Below are 14,650 nucleotides of genomic sequence, written 5' to 3'. Positions count from 1 at the left end.
ACCAAAATAAAATAGCTATTTATGAAAATAAATTTTCTAGCAGCGGCGATTTTTCTGGGACTGAGCTGCACTGCCACCTCTATGGCATTTGCAGCTGACCAATGGCTTTCATTTTCAAACCAACAGAAGACTAGGATCACTTCAACGGAAAGACTAAGCCCGATCAAAATCAACGAATCGCAAGCCTACGATAATGCCGCTGCCGGTGGACTTTGGTTACCGCTGCCAGACGGCCGACGCATCTATGCAAAAACTATTTCGCAAAACACCCAGGACAATGATCATTGGACCTTTGTCGGCACCCTCCCCGCAGAAAAGCAAAGTGTAGTGATCACCTTCGGCCGCAACGCAGTATTCGGATCAATTCCGGTCGACAATAACACATCGCTTCGTATCGTTACCCAGGGCGGCAATCTGTATATTGCAGAACGTCTACCAAAAAACATTGCTCTTGACCGCCTCAAGAGCAATGATAGTGCCATGGCGTCCGACTACCTGATTCCGCCGAAGCAAGCGGTAAGCGAGCAAGATTTACAAAGTAGTCTTGCACTAGTGAAGCAGGCGGCCAGCGCAACGACCCCGGCTGTGGTCGACGTGCTCGTAGGTTATACCCCAGGCTTGGTCCGCGAGCTAGGATCGGTGGATGCCGTTAATACCCGCATCAACTATCTGGTCGCCGTTACCAACCGTGCCTACTCGGATAGCCAAGTGAATGGACGCCTGCGCCTGATCGGTACGCAGCAGGTTAATTACACGGATTCCACTACAGATGGTGCTGCACTTAACGACCTGACCGAAGCCTCAGGCACCTCTTCATTAGCAGCACTACACAGCACGCGTGACACCCAGGGTGCCGATCTTGTCGCCTTGCTACGCCCTTACCGCGCAAATCAAGGCGCTTGCGGCGTGGCGTGGCTGAACGGTGATGGGCTTCAATCGTACAATGTCAATATGCAGGGATCGGGGTACGCCGCAGTCAGTGACGGTACCGACGAAGAAGCCGGAAATTACTGCGAAGACATTACCTTCGCGCATGAAATCGGCCATAACCTTGGTCTGGCTCACGACAAAGCCGATTCCGGTCCTGGCGCGTTCACTTATGCTTACGGATGGCGGCAGACATTGGATGAGGGCAGTTTCAATACCATCATGGCGTATGCCTCCGACGATCAGCAGAGAGTTCCCTACTTCGCCAATCCACGTATCACGTTATGCAATGGCAACCCGTGCGGGGATATAAACGAAGCCGACCAGACCAGAGCGTTAAATATCACCATGCCCATCGCGGCCAACTTTAGGCCGACCAAGCGATGAGTCACCCGTAAGCACGGCTGCTACCGGAGCCGTGACAGCGCATGGCGTTAGTGCACGCCATGCGCTGTCACAGAGTGACCCTCAAACACGCTTGCAGACATACCACATAAAACGGTAAGTCGTACTTGTAGGCGATGGACATCGTTCGCAGCGTATTTCTGGAGCGATCTATCGGACAAGCGCTGCAAATGACGTCCACTTTAATAGTTTCTGCAGACGGGCACAGCCAGGAATTCTTTCAAATCAGTTGACATCTAGCTTCGGCCAAGCTTACGTCAACTCGCAAGACTGACACTCCCTACCTCATCGGTCACGCATGCTGGAAATAAAGCATTTTCGCATTGTAGAGATTGCCTCGTTTGTTGGTCGAAAGCTCATGAAAGAGTTGTTCAGAGGTTACCTAATGCATTGAAGTCGTCGAGTCCTTCAATAGATTTCCTGATTAGCCCCGACTCTCAGCCATGAAAATTGCTCGCTGCACGTAAAACCGGCTCTGGGCATGGTGTGGATTGCATCATGGCCGTGGCAAGTCGTGGCAGCATCTCGCGCAAGCGGAATCGACGATTAAAACGATAGGCCGCTTCTCCCAGGTAACGCCTTGCGTATTTGCCTTGCGCGATGGCGTGATACACGCCACTGATGGCGCGCTTGAGATTGCCCAGCACCACGTTGAGCCAACGTGCACCGGCCGTTTCGGTCGCGGCACGACCACCGCCAGTGTCCAGCGTGGTGTGCGCGTGGCCGGCGTCTTCTAGCCGGCGGAAGCAGGCCAGCCCATCGGTGTAGACCTCGCATTCGGGCGCCAAGCGACGGGCAATCCAGTCCTGCAGCGAGGTGTTATCGAAGCTGCGCACCGGCTCGATCACCACAAAGCGCGGCGCGGTGAAGGTGGCATCGGTCTGCACCGCAATCAGGAACGCTTGTTTGTTCTCCGATCCGCGTCCGGCCTTGCCACCGTTACGCTCGCCGCCGAGATAGGCATCGTCGATCTGCACGAAACCCGCCAGTTTCCGCATGGATTCGCGCTCGGCCATAACCTGCATGATCTTGTGTTTCATCCGCCAGGCCGTCTTGTAGTTGACGCCCAGATGCCGCATCAACTCCAGCGCGGCCATGTTGGTTTTGGTCGAGGTCAGCAGGTGCAACGCCAGCATCCAGGTGCGCAGCGGCAGCTTGGTGCCTTCGAACATCGTGCCTGCAATCAGGCTGGTCTGATGCCGGCACGCGCTGCATTGGTAGTAGATCGCAGCACCCCGCTTGAAACGCGAGCGCACGCGTCCGGCACAAACAGGGCAACGAAAGCCTTGCGGCCAGCGCCACTTGTAAAGCGCGCGATAGCACTTGGCTTCGGTGCCGTAGGACGCGAAGAACTCAGGCATCGACAATCCCGCTTGGAACTGCACGGCATTGATACTCATCACGCCACCTCGTTGGCTTCAGGTGACAGCAGCATCCACCCAGCGCGGCGCAGATCCTGCGACAGGCGGCTGATGGTCAGGGCTAATCAGGATAGATTTTTTCCCACAAGATTAAGTAATCGAGGCGTCTTGCGGATCTTAAAACGTCGAGTTGCGATACACGCTGCGCAAAATAGCTTTCCGGTCTCCCGCTCCGAAAGGATGCTGAAGCGTCACCTCTTGACACGCAGCGCAGTAGGAAATCGCATTTATTCTTCCGTTAACAAAGGAAATACGATGAAACACAGTAAATTTCTGCTAGTAACTGCAATTACCACTGCTACCTGCGCACAAGCAGCTGCACAATTAGGTGGTACGCAGCCAGTGAGCGTCAGTCCCAGCCAACTTGAACTGCAGGTCCAACAGGCATGGCAAACAGAGCTTGTAAGGTCTGATACGCCGACGACCGGATGCTTTCACGCCAAATACCCAAGCATGATTTGGGAGTCGGTACCCTGCAACGCATTGCCACGTCGAAACCATCGTTTACCAGTCGGTAAAATGACCACTCGGGGCGCCGCTGGACGAACGGCACTTCCAGATGCCGTCGGTACAACGCAAGGCCCCGTGAGCTACGCGCTCAGAGGGCATGGACTTATTAGCGAGGCGGCGGGAAGTTTTCCGACGGTAACCGGGCTGAAGACCGTAAACAGTGACTCTAGTCCGGATGAATATAGTGTGCAGCTGAATACTAATGACGATGGAACAACGCCCGCGTGCCAGAATCGTTCGGGCTGCACAGTATGGGAACAATTCCTCTACGGGAACGATGGCCCCGCAAACTCAGCATACGTTTTAATCGAATACTGGATGATCAACTTCGGCAGCACATGCCCGCCCGGATGGAGCAGCGACGGAGACACTAGTTGCTTCAGGCAAAGTAAAGCCGTACCGACGCCGCATTACCCAATCGGCCAACTACCAAACTTCCGATTGACGGCGAAGGCGGCCGCCAACGGCAACGATACCGTGATTTTCACAAATGGTACTGATGCCTACAGCGTAAGCGCGAAAGGCAATATTCTCAACATCAGTTCCGTATGGACGCAGGCAGACTTCAATGTCGACGGTAGCAATAGTGGCAAGAAAGCATATTTCAATACAGGCACATCCATTACCACGAAATTGGCTGTCAAGGATGGGACAACCCTGTCGCCCACGTGCATCAGTGACGGCGGTACGACTGCTGAGATTAACAATCTCATCCTGGGTGCCTGCGCTGTGTCAGCAGGCGTCATGCCCTCAATTGAATTTACCGGGAAGCTCTGATAGACAACTCGAAGTCGGCATCAGGATAGATCGGGCGCAACCAGACCAATACATCGAGTCGACCGTTCCGCCAGTGGGCATAGCTCTTCCTGACAGCTTGACGCTGTTGAGAGTCGATAGGGATTCGTACGAGAAACGTCCAATTCGTCGGCAGCTCATTAATTGCTAAGCGACAGCAGTGTCCGAAGAAAGGTTAGGCCCAGGCGATTGGCATTTCTTGCTGTTAAACGACTAAGGAATTTACTGCAAGAGGACTCAGGCAAGCTACCCACCTTCGCTGGCTCAAGCTCGTCTGGCGCGAGCCAGGCGATTTAACCTTCTCGTTCGGGATTGCCGCTGCGCTGGTGTCTTTCAGTGCAGCGCGCTGCTTGAGCTAATAACCGACAATCCGCAGACGTAGAAAACGAGTGCCCGAAGAGACTTCGGGCACTCGTTGCCTCGCATTCGCAAGCCTCAGCCAGGGAAAGCTGGGAACTTCTCATCCGGATGCTTGGCTTTCCATTCCTTGTAAGACGCACTGCCCTGCCAGATGGTGAAGGCCTTAGGCGGACGGCCGCGCCCTGACCATGTCTCTTGGTTGTGGGGCAACCAATACTTGGGCGCCACTTCCTTCTTGGTGCCGGCTGCCTTCTTCGGGCGGCCAGATCCGCCAACAGAAGCCCCGAGCTGAGCTGCAAGATCTGCTTTCTGCTTGGCGGTAAAGTGCTGTCCAAAGCGGCTCAGCAGATCAGACACCTGCTGAAAGGTATTTGATGCTTCTTGTTCAATAAGCTTGGCTTCTTCTTCTTCGAGCTTTTGTAGCTCTTCGGAAAGTCTGGCTTTGGCAGAAACGATGGAATCAAGAGTTGACTTGGACATCAGAGGATATCTCGTTTATTAAGTTCTTAAATGATAAATAAGTCAATCACTTACCTGATTAGCCCCGACTCTCAGCCATGAAAATTGCTCGCTGCACGTAAAACCGGCTCTGGGCATGGTGTGGATTGCATCATGGCCGTGGCAAGTCGTGGCAGCATCTCGCGCAAGCGGAATCGACGATTAAAACGATAGGCCGCTTCTCCCAGGTAACGCCTTGCGTATTTGCCTTGCGCGATGGCGTGATACACGCCACTGATGGCGCGCTTGAGATTGCCCAGCACCACGTTGAGCCAACGTGCACCGGCCGTTTCGGTCGCGGCACGACCACCGCCAGTGTCCAGCGTGGTGTGCGCGTGGCCGGCGTCTTCTAGCCGGCGGAAGCAGGCCAGCCCATCGGTGTAGACCTCGCATTCGGGCGCCAAGCGACGGGCAATCCAGTCCTGCAGCGAGGTGTTATCGAAGCTGCGCACCGGCTCGATCACCACAAAGCGCGGCGCGGTGAAGGTGGCATCGGTCTGCACCGCAATCAGGAACGCTTGTTTGTTCTCCGATCCGCGTCCGGCCTTGCCACCGTTACGCTCGCCGCCGAGATAGGCATCGTCGATCTGCACGAAACCCGCCAGTTTCCGCATGGATTCGCGCTCGGCCATAACCTGCATGATCTTGTGTTTCATCCGCCAGGCCGTCTTGTAGTTGACGCCCAGATGCCGCATCAACTCCAGCGCGGCCATGTTGGTTTTGGTCGAGGTCAGCAGGTGCAACGCCAGCATCCAGGTGCGCAGCGGCAGCTTGGTGCCTTCGAACATCGTGCCTGCAATCAGGCTGGTCTGATGCCGGCACGCGCTGCATTGGTAGTAGATCGCAGCACCCCGCTTGAAACGCGAGCGCACGCGTCCGGCACAAACAGGGCAACGAAAGCCTTGCGGCCAGCGCCACTTGTAAAGCGCGCGATAGCACTTGGCTTCGGTGCCGTAGGACGCGAAGAACTCAGGCATCGACAATCCCGCTTGGAACTGCACGGCATTGATACTCATCACGCCACCTCGTTGGCTTCAGGTGACAGCAGCATCCACCCAGCGCGGCGCAGATCCTGCGACAGGCGGCTGATGGTCAGGGCTAATCAGGATCACTTAAAGTAAAAGCGCCTATGTCACTTCTAAGAGCACAAGCTCAAAGCCTCTGGAAAATTTGCAGACTTGACAAGCTTGTTAGGCACGTTATGAATAATATCTCGTTCCATTGAGCACATCCATGAAATTTTTGATCGAGGTCATTCCGAAAGAGGACTACCCAAGCAGCCTCACCTTACAACTTGAAGAAAAAGGGTTTGTTGAAACAAATGCGCCTCCAAAATTCTTCCATTGCTTTGTAATTGCAGATAATCAGTTGAGCACTACTCCATCTTTTATTCAATGCCCAACGCTCAATGATATTGAACCCGGCTCACTTCTCAGAATTACAAAAATGTCAGAGCCTGAGACCTAAATTGGCCTCCGCACAGATCTTGCCAGCCTCCTCTCGACTGTCATACACAGGGCCCACGTGCTTGCCCAATTGAATGTCGAAGATTTGATAACCATATTTCTTGCCCGGCCGCTTTATCACATCAACACGATAGCGCTTTTCTTTCCTACCTTTAAACCCACCCATCCTGATCTCCTCATTCCACAAACGAAACAAATGACGATCTCAGACAACCGCATACCCAGGGTATCTTCAATCATCCTCATCATCTCCCCCCTCCTCTAAGGTCAACAACGTCAAGGTTCTCCCAAAAGAACCTAAACCAATCACTTCCTCGGTGAGATAGACTCCGCTCTTAGCACCAGAGAACCAATCGCTTGCTTCCGCACTATCGCTGTCTTCCAATGCCCTTCTTACGGCGTCAGGATCATCGGCTAGTCTACGAGTTGCGCTATCTGGTGGGACTTTAGTGTTACGACCCAAAGGCCTTGCCCAACCGACGTGAGATTGCAGTGGATAAATCCCACAAAACTCAACTTTGCCGTCTAGGCATTGTAGAACCCCAGTGGGCAGATGACCGATCTCTGCGTAACGCAGCGCTGCCGCTGTTAAAGACGTATTACACGTGGCTGCCAATGATAAAACGGCAGCCATGCCATCGCCGCTTTTATTAATAATCGACTTGCACAGCGACTTTGGCATCATTAAACATGACGCAAAATAATCTGCCTCTCGCTCGATGGGGTCAGAAGATCCAAATCCACCGCGAGACGCATGTTTTTCACTTTGTTTAAAAATATGCTCTGGATGGCCGTCTAGACAATAGTGGCCTAGCTCATGGGCCACGCTGAAATTCTGAAACCCAGGACTTTCGATGTGGGTAGCATAAATAATGGCAAAATCATTGCCTTGCCTCACAAGCCAACCAGATGCGCCCGAAGAATCCGCAGGTTTAGCATGAACCTGGATATCTAAGTGCGCTGCAATTTTCATGGGATTTATGGGGAGTGCAAGGACTCCCGCATCATTAAGCATGTCCTGCGCTTTGGCTTCGATCTGTTGACGACGATAGCTATCCATCTTTCTTCCTTGTATCGGCTAATGACTTAGCGACGGCTTCAAGCATCTTGATGTCGTCTTCCGTGGCCTGTCCCAAATGGCGAGCAATCCTTGACGCTGCTGCCATGTCGTCTGGGCTGTCAACGAGACCCATCAGGTAGTCGGTGCTCACGCCCAGAACTTTTGTCAGACGACGCAAGTTATCAAACGAAGGTTTCCTTGATCCACTCTCAAAGTGGGAGATGGTCGTTGACGGCAGACTTGCTTCCTTGCCCAAATCTGCTTGCGTCAGACCCCGCCTGTCCCTGGCCTCTCTCAAACGGGCTGGGAAGAGATCAGACATCGGGCAATCCTAATTTATGGTGGGTGACAAATCATACTTGACGAAGTCGACAAGAGGGGCGTATTGTCGATTTCGTCAAGTCCTTGTAGTCGGAAATCATCTGACTGGCTTGGCAGGAGAGAGTCTTATGAGCACCCGTAAGCCAATCGGAACGACCGCCAAGACTGGCGAAACCTGCCCTGAGAGCGGTGTGTGGCAGCCCTCTGGTTACAGCACTACCGCTCCCATCGCTAACGGCAACCGCATGCCGCCTTACGATGGAAAGGCCGTGACCTGGGTGTTGAAGCAACACGCCTAAGAACTGAGGGGCGGTGGAGCGCCAGTCACCGCCCTTCTTTGTTTGAGCACCATTGAGCAGTCAGTGCGGCCGGCGCAAAAGCTGATGCTGACAGAAATAAGCGGCAACTTGATCTGGGAGAGAACGCAATGGCTGTCTACGTTGTGACTTGGAATCTGAACAAAGAACGCAGCAACTATGACGCTGCACGCCGTCAATTTATCGAGCACTTGGAACGTCATCCCAATGTGCAGAACAGGGGCTTGGAAAGCGTTCGTTGGGTGGAAAGCACAGGCAGCGCGGTGGCTTTAAGAGACGATCTCCGTCAGAAGCTCGACGACAATGACCGCATTTTTGTGAGCAAGCTAAACGCTGACCAGAACGACGGATGGCTCAATGAAAATGTCTGGGACTGGATTAATCGACGCCAGTAGCTTCCTCCACCTAGAGGTATCATCCGAGGTATCAAAGCAGACTCAGCTGAAAGACCCGAAATGCTTTAGGGTCAATGACTTGCGTAAGGGCGTCTTCAGGCTCCGCCCACCTCCACCAAATAACGGTCCTAAGACGACCGACTAAGGCCGGGGCTCTCGATGCAGAGGGTTCCCGGCCTTTTTCATGGGCGCTGCAAAGTCATCGGATCGACGGCCCATCCAATGAAGCACCACACTCTGCGCTGCGCATTGCGTCAGATAGCGACGTGACCCGTCTGTTCGGTGGCCATGGTCGGCGCGACCGCGATCTGTGGCGAGTTCGCCTCCACGGGCAAGGCATCGCCGCGCAATCGGTCGAAAAGCTGCAGTAATTCGGTGGCTTCTTGCAGCAGCAGGACCAGGGCGCTCTTGTTGGGCTCTTCCATCTCACGCTCCTCTGGAGACACTCCCCAGCATCTGATGCAGTGAGAGCAAACCTCGTGCCAGCGTTGTGGCTGCAGGCATCCGTGAGCTGTAGTTGCACCACACAGAATCAGTGACATAAGCGCGGCGCGCCGAGCACCAGCACAATCGATGGGCAGCAGCATCCAACGAGTGACCAAGACGTGTGGGCGGCACCAACGTGCCAGGCGATATCGATACACCGTTCTCGGCACGCGCCTCACTGTCACTACCGGAATTCTGAACGAACGGTCAAACGAGGTGAAGCGTAGGCACGCGCTTTGCATCAGCCTCTACCAGACGATCAGTGTTGGGGAACACGGTGTTGACCAAAAAAGCAAAACGCCATGCCGCCGGGGCTTTACTGCTCGGCGGGGTGATCTTCGTGCTGATCGGCGTGGGCGGTTATTTCACCACGCAGCGTTCGCTCTCCGACGCCGGCTGGGTAACGCATACGCAGGAAGTGATCGCCGCAATCGATGAAATCCAGGCCGGCATGCTGTCGGCAGAGTCGTCTGTGCGTGGCTATGTGCTGACCGATAACGAGGCATTTCTGGGCGTGTATGCCGATGCGATCGGACGCCTGCCCGAACGCATCGTGCGCCTGGAAGCGCTGGTACAGGACAACGTGGCGCAGGAGCGCAATGTCGTGCTGCTTCGGCGGCTGATGGACACGCGCCTGGTGCAGATCAACGACTTGCTGCACAGCTACCGCGCAAACGGCCTGGATGGCGCACGTGCTTCGATTGCGCGCGGGGTGTTTCAGACCTCCTCCACGCTGCGTCGCCAGGTGCAGACCATGACCGAGCTGGAACGCCGCCAATTGGTGACGCGTACCGAGACCAACCAGACCAGCGCGCAGTGGGTGCTGCGTAGCACCGTGATCGGCATCATCAGCGGACTGTTGGTGATGTTGCTTGCCTACCGCCTGCTGTCGCGGGAACTGGAACGACGCGTGCGTGCGGAAGACGAGGCTAGCAGCACCAGCGAGCGACTGGTGGAGTCGTTCGCCGCACTCGAACGCACTTCCGCCGGGCTGGAGGCGCTGTCGCGCTATTCGGGGCTGCTGCAGAACTGTCGCGATGCCGAAGAAGCGCTGGAAATCACCGCGCGCACGATTGCGCCGTTGATCCCCGGTGCCTCTGGCGCGGTCTACCTGCTGCGCGCCTCGCGCGATCGCGCCGAGCCGGTGGTCACCTGGGGCGCGATGGCCGACGACGACAGTGCCAGCATTGCGCCGCACGACTGTTGGGCGCTGCGTCGCGATCGCACGCATGTGGTGGAGGACACCAGCCAGGGCATGGTCTGCCAACATGCCGGCGCCAATCTTCCGGCGCATGCGAGCACGGTCTGCATTCCGTTGTCGGCGCAAGGTACGCAATTGGGCATGCTGGCGTTGCGCAGCGAGGATCCGCGCGAACTGACCTCGTTGACCGTGGCCGAAGCGGCCGCAGAACAACTGTCGCTGGCGCTGCACAACCTGCGTTTGCGCGAGACGCTGCGTCAGCAATCCATCCGCGATCCGCTGACCGGTCTGTACAACCGCCGGTATCTGGAAGAGGCGCTCAACCACGAACTGGCACGCTGCACGCGCCGGGCGCTGCCGTTGTCGGTATTGATGCTGGACGTGGACCATTTCAAACAGTTCAACGATCTGCATGGGCACAGTGGTGGCGATCGCGTGCTGGCGGCGATTGGCGAATTCCTGCTGACGCAGATGCGCGGCGAAGACATCTGCTGCCGCTATGGTGGCGAAGAATTGACCATCATCCTGCCGGAAGTGGATCTCCCCACCGCCAGCAAGATGGCCGAGAAGTTGCGCGTGGGCATCGAGGCCTTGCAGGTCATGGCCGACGGGGTATCGCTACCCAAGATCACCGCATCGTTTGGTGCGGCCAGCTTCCCCGAGCATGCGGGCAATGCGACGCAGCTGCTGCGGCGTGCGGACGAGGCGCTCTACCGGGCCAAACAGGCTGGGCGCAATCAGGTGATGAGCGCGGGCGCTTCGACTGCGGCATTGTAATCGTCGATCAGCTGCAACAAGGCACACTGTCGCCAGGAATGCGATCTGCAGATGCTGCCTCGCGGTCGGGTCGCGCCTACCTGGCTGCCGTACCCTCGTATTGCCAGCCGTGCAGAGCAAGACTCAAACGCAGGCCTGCCCGTCTTCGTCGGTCGGAATCAGGCCGGCGCCGGCAAGCATTGCATCGACGCGGGTCCGCACATAGGCGGCCTCTTCGGGCTCGACGCTGCTCAGCAGGGCTTCGGCGCGCGCCTGGAAATCGAGATAGTCGAAATCCGCATCTTCATCGGCCGACAGCTGCGGTAATGCATCCTGCAACGCATCCAGGCGCGTCTCGAGTTCTTCGCGGGTAGGCATGGCAGACTCCAACGGCAAAGCGGACACGGTTGCGGCAAGGCCGTCAACAAGGTGCGAAGTCCTGCCCTGCAATGCTTCATCTTCCTACCCGATGCAGCGGCACTGCACGCTCAATTTCCACAGTGCGCAGCCGATAATGATGCCGACTCCTATAGAACCTTCCCTGTGATCCTCCACCTGCGGCGGGATTTCCGCCTGGGCATCGTCAAGATGCTTGGGCCAATCACCGCGCTGTTGCTCTGCCTCTATGCGGTTTACCTGGCCATGACCGGCCAGGTGGCTGCCTGCCTGATCACCGCAGTGCTCGGTGTGCTTGCGGTCTGGCGCGGCTGGCAGATGCGCAGTGCCGAGAACACGGGGGCAGGCGGGGTATGGCTGGCATCGATCAATGTCGGCGGCTGTCTGGTGGCCTGCTGGACCGGCGGCGATGGCGCGCTGCCCTGGCTGTTTCCGGTGCTGGCGACCAATTATTTTCTATGCGGGCCGCAGCGTGCGGTGCTGCTCAGCCTGCCGCTGTTGGCGGCTCTGTTGTTATTACCCGGATTGATCGTCAGCCCTGGTCAAGGCATGTCGACGGTCGTGGTGACCTTGGTGACGCTGACGGTGGGGTATGCGTTTTCGCTGCGCATGCAGGACGACCGCGTGCATCTGGAAGAACTGGCCTCGCTGGATGCGCTCACTGGCTTGCCCAACCGACGCATGCTCGAACGTGCGCTCACCCATCAGATCGATCAGCGGCAACCGCATGATCGGCTCAACAGCCTGATCATTCTGGATCTGGATCATTTCAAGGAGGTCAACGATCTGTACGGGCATGCCGCAGGCGATGCGGCGCTATCGGATCTGGCCACCATCCTGCGTTACGAGGTACGCGATCCGCATCAGGTGTTCCGCTTCGGCGGCGAAGAGTTCGTGGTGTTGTTACGCGCCGGCTCGCTGCAGGAACTGGAAGCGGCGACCGAGCGCCTGCGCAAGGTCATTCGCAATGGCCTGCGCGGCCCGGGTGGACGTATCACGGTGTCACTGGGTGCGGCCCGCCACGATGGCGAGACGCATTGGCAGGACTGGTTTTCACGCGCCGATGCGGCGCTGTATCTGGCCAAGAACGGCGGCCGCGATAGCGTGCGGGTTGCCGACTGACCCACCGGTTGCGGGGCGACACCTTGGCCGCCCCGCATGCCTGCTTCAACGCTTGACCACAGCCACCGGTACCGCAGGTGCTTCACCCTGCTTCCAGCCGCCCAGCGCTTTGTAGACACCGACCACACCAACATTCACCGCTGCTTCGGCCTGTGCCAACGCATCGTCTGCGGCCAGCTGGGTGCGTTGTGCATCCAGCAGCGTGAGGAAGTCTTCCGAGCCCTCGCGGTAGCGGATCTGCGCCAGCTGTTCGGCACGCCGCGCGGCGTTGGCCTGGTCCACCACGATCGCTAGACGCGCCTGCTGGCGGCCGTAGCCGATCAGTGCGTTCTCGGTGTCCTCCAACGCCAGCAATACGGCCTGCTGGTATTGCGCCAATGCACCTTCGGCCTGCGCCTTGCTGGCACGCAGGCGCGCACGTACGGTGCCGAAGTCGAACGCCGCCCAGCTGATCGACGGGGTGATCGACCAAGCCTTGCCGCTGCCCTCGGTCAGCCTGGCCGCATCGCCGGACAGGAAGCCGACAAAGCCGCTCACGCTGATGCGCGGAAACAGGTCAGCAGTCGCGACGCCAACCTGCGCGGTGGCTGCTGCCAGGCGACGTTCGGCACTGCGCACGTCCGGTCGCTGACGCAGCAGCCCGGCGGTGTCGCCCAGCGGCAACGCACGTGCGAACGCGGGCGTGGTGCGCGGCACCAGGGTGGCATCCAGCGCATCCGGCGCCTGGCCGAGCAACACGGCCAGACGGTGGCGGTACTGCGCCTCGGCGGTTTCCAGCAACGGAATATCCGCCTCGATCGCCTTCAGCCGCGCCAGGCTGCTCTGCACCTCCAGCTCGCTGCCGGCACCCAGGTCCCAACGCGTCTGCGTCGGTTTCTGGGTGTCGTGCAGGTTGATCAGCGTGCGCTTGGAGACATCCAGCTGCTTCTGCGTGCCACGCAACTCGAAATAGTTGCGCGCCACTTCGGCGGCGACCGTGACCTGCACGTCGAGCAGGCCGGCCTGCTCGGCTTCCAGATCGGCACGTGCCGCTTCCGATGCGCGCCGCTGACGGCCGAACAGATCCAGTTCCCAGGCCGCATCCAGACCCAGGGTGGTCTGTTCGGTGAGGAAGCGCTGATTGCCGGCAATCACCTGCTGTTGTTCGCGCCGGTCGAAGCTGCCCTGCGCAGTGATGTGCGGCGCCTGGTCCAGACGACGCTCGACGAACACCGCACGCGCCTGCTTGACGCGCGAGACGGCGATGCGCAGATCGTGGTTGGCAAACAAGCCATCGCGCACCAGTTGCTCCAGCACCGGGTCGTCGAACTGCGACCACCAGTTGCCGACCGGCGACTCGGCACTGTAGGCCGCGTCCTGCGCGCCCTGCAGCGTTACCGCGGCGGGCGGGTCGGGCCGGTAATCCGGGCCGACCGCACAACCGCTGAGCACCAGCGCGGCCAGTGCCGCGCTCAAGAATGTCCTTACCATGGCAACACGTCTCCCAAATACGTAAAGCTGCCGGTGGCGCCGTGTGCGTCGAGCAGCGCCATCTGCACGCTGCTGTGTGCGCCCTGCTCCACTTCGATCTCACCGTTACCAGCGTTCATATCGGTTTTGACGTAGCCCGGATGCACGCTGTTGACCTTGATGGCGGTGTCGCGCAGCTCATAGGCCAGATGCACGGTCCAGCTGTTCAGCGCGCTCTTTGAGGCGTTGTACGCAGGAACCTTGGCGTCGTAGATCGGCGAGCCGGGTTGGCTGTGCAAGGTCAGCGAGCCGAGCTGGCTCGACACGTTGACGATGCGCCCGGCCAGCGAACGTCGCAGCAGCGGCAGGAACGCCTTGGTCACGCCGACCACGGCGAACAGATTGGTGTCGAAGGTGCGCTTCCACACCTCCAGACTCTGCTGCGACGGCGTGCGCTGCATGTCGTCGATCATGATGCCGGCGTTGTTGATCAGGATGTCCAGGTGGCCATGACGCTGTTCCACCGTGCCCACTGCTGCGGCGATGCTGATGTCGTCGTTGACGTCGAGCTGGATGGCTTCCACCGGCACGCCCTCGGCCTGCAGCTTGAGTGCGGCAGCGACGGCGTCGTCGCGCTTGCGGCCGGCCAGCAGCGTATGCACGCCGGCCTGGGCCAATTGCCGAACGGTTTCCAGGCCGATGCCGCGGGTGGCACCGGTGACCAGTGCAATTTTGCTGTTGCTCATTTCAAGATCCTTCGAATGG

At 57.9% G+C, this 14,650-nt stretch carries 16 protein-coding genes; 7 read left to right on the top strand and 9 right to left on the bottom strand.

The window, feature by feature from the left end; all coding sequences use genetic code 11:
- Window positions 1–21 precede the first annotated feature (21 nt).
- Entirely contained in the window at window positions 22–1,314 is a 1,293-nt protein-coding gene (locus NDY25_RS18270) for a reprolysin-like metallopeptidase (RefSeq protein ID WP_168960126.1), read from the top strand.
- Between the two features lie 455 nt (window positions 1,315–1,769).
- Here NDY25_RS18270 and NDY25_RS18265 read toward each other — a convergent pair whose 3' ends face one another.
- Entirely contained in the window at window positions 1,770–2,732 is a 963-nt protein-coding gene (locus NDY25_RS18265) for an IS1595 family transposase (protein ID WP_006448937.1), read from the bottom strand.
- 276 nt (window positions 2,733–3,008) lie between these two features.
- Between NDY25_RS18265 and NDY25_RS18260 the strand changes: the two genes are divergently transcribed.
- Window positions 3,009–4,040, top strand: a complete 1,032-nt coding sequence (locus tag NDY25_RS18260) for a hypothetical protein (RefSeq protein ID WP_256627617.1) — start codon at window positions 3,009–3,011, stop codon at window positions 4,038–4,040.
- A 453-nt stretch (window positions 4,041–4,493) separates the two neighbouring features.
- Here the strand turns inward: NDY25_RS18260 and NDY25_RS18255 are convergent, their stop codons facing one another.
- Both NDY25_RS18255 and NDY25_RS18250 read right to left on the bottom strand, forming a co-directional pair.
- The gene (locus tag NDY25_RS18255; RefSeq protein ID WP_256627616.1) at window positions 4,494–4,898 is read right to left on the bottom strand and encodes an H-NS family nucleoid-associated regulatory protein; all 405 of its coding nucleotides are present in this window, start codon (window positions 4,896–4,898) and stop codon (window positions 4,494–4,496) included.
- 71 nt (window positions 4,899–4,969) lie between these two features.
- Window positions 4,970–5,932, bottom strand: coding sequence for an IS1595 family transposase (locus tag NDY25_RS18250; protein ID WP_006448937.1), 963 nt, complete (start codon window positions 5,930–5,932; stop codon window positions 4,970–4,972).
- A 217-nt stretch (window positions 5,933–6,149) separates the two neighbouring features.
- Between NDY25_RS18250 and NDY25_RS18245 the strand changes: the two genes are divergently transcribed.
- A complete protein-coding gene (locus NDY25_RS18245) occupies window positions 6,150–6,383 on the top strand; it encodes a hypothetical protein (RefSeq protein ID WP_168959952.1) in 234 nt (77 codons plus the stop codon).
- A 231-nt stretch (window positions 6,384–6,614) separates the two neighbouring features.
- Here the strand turns inward: NDY25_RS18245 and NDY25_RS18240 are convergent, their stop codons facing one another.
- Complete coding sequence (locus NDY25_RS18240) at window positions 6,615–7,442, bottom strand: ImmA/IrrE family metallo-endopeptidase (RefSeq protein WP_168959953.1); 828 nt, start codon at window positions 7,440–7,442, stop codon at window positions 6,615–6,617.
- Window positions 7,435–7,764: a helix-turn-helix domain-containing protein gene (locus NDY25_RS18235; protein WP_043889614.1), complete on the bottom strand. Its 330-nt coding sequence runs from the start codon at window positions 7,762–7,764 to the stop codon at window positions 7,435–7,437. The genes NDY25_RS18240 and NDY25_RS18235 overlap by 8 nt, the downstream gene beginning before the upstream one ends.
- A gap of 127 nt (window positions 7,765–7,891) precedes the next feature.
- Here NDY25_RS18235 and NDY25_RS18230 point away from each other — a divergent pair, with 127 nt between their 5' ends.
- Together NDY25_RS18230 and NDY25_RS18225 are read left to right on the top strand one after the other, a co-directional pair.
- A complete protein-coding gene (locus NDY25_RS18230) occupies window positions 7,892–8,062 on the top strand; it encodes a hypothetical protein (protein ID WP_168959954.1) in 171 nt (56 codons plus the stop codon).
- A 128-nt stretch (window positions 8,063–8,190) separates the two neighbouring features.
- Entirely contained in the window at window positions 8,191–8,475 is a 285-nt protein-coding gene (locus tag NDY25_RS18225) for a hypothetical protein (protein WP_168959955.1), read from the top strand.
- A gap of 254 nt (window positions 8,476–8,729) precedes the next feature.
- On the opposite strand, the gene NDY25_RS18220 is transcribed toward NDY25_RS18225, so the two are convergent.
- Complete coding sequence (locus NDY25_RS18220; protein WP_168959956.1) at window positions 8,730–8,900, bottom strand: hypothetical protein; 171 nt, start codon at window positions 8,898–8,900, stop codon at window positions 8,730–8,732.
- Window positions 8,901–9,238: 338 nt separating this feature from the next.
- Between NDY25_RS18220 and NDY25_RS18215 the strand changes: the two genes are divergently transcribed.
- Complete coding sequence (locus NDY25_RS18215; protein WP_168959957.1) at window positions 9,239–10,939, top strand: sensor domain-containing diguanylate cyclase; 1,701 nt, start codon at window positions 9,239–9,241, stop codon at window positions 10,937–10,939.
- Window positions 10,940–11,062: 123 nt separating this feature from the next.
- Here the strand turns inward: NDY25_RS18215 and NDY25_RS18210 are convergent, their stop codons facing one another.
- Entirely contained in the window at window positions 11,063–11,368 is a 306-nt protein-coding gene (locus NDY25_RS18210; RefSeq protein ID WP_115036604.1) for a hypothetical protein, read from the bottom strand.
- 93 nt (window positions 11,369–11,461) lie between these two features.
- On the opposite strand from NDY25_RS18210, the gene NDY25_RS18205 reads away from it, so the two are divergent.
- The gene (locus NDY25_RS18205; RefSeq protein WP_168959958.1) at window positions 11,462–12,436 is read left to right on the top strand and encodes a GGDEF domain-containing protein; all 975 of its coding nucleotides are present in this window, start codon (window positions 11,462–11,464) and stop codon (window positions 12,434–12,436) included.
- A gap of 45 nt (window positions 12,437–12,481) precedes the next feature.
- Here the strand turns inward: NDY25_RS18205 and NDY25_RS18200 are convergent, their stop codons facing one another.
- Together NDY25_RS18200 and NDY25_RS18195 are read right to left on the bottom strand one after the other, a co-directional pair.
- Window positions 12,482–13,906, bottom strand: a complete 1,425-nt coding sequence (locus tag NDY25_RS18200) for an efflux transporter outer membrane subunit (RefSeq protein ID WP_256627615.1) — start codon at window positions 13,904–13,906, stop codon at window positions 12,482–12,484.
- Window positions 13,900–14,631, bottom strand: a complete 732-nt coding sequence (locus NDY25_RS18195; RefSeq protein ID WP_168959960.1) for an SDR family oxidoreductase — start codon at window positions 14,629–14,631, stop codon at window positions 13,900–13,902. Before NDY25_RS18195 ends, NDY25_RS18200 begins: the two co-directional genes overlap by 7 nt.
- Between the last annotated feature and the right edge of the window lie 19 nt (window positions 14,632–14,650).

It is taken from the genome of Xanthomonas hortorum pv. pelargonii, assembly GCF_024499015.1.
Taxonomy (GTDB): domain Bacteria; phylum Pseudomonadota; class Gammaproteobacteria; order Xanthomonadales; family Xanthomonadaceae; genus Xanthomonas; species Xanthomonas hortorum_B.
Note: the sequence above shows the minus strand (reverse complement) of the source record. Positions and strands in the feature narration are given on the sequence as shown.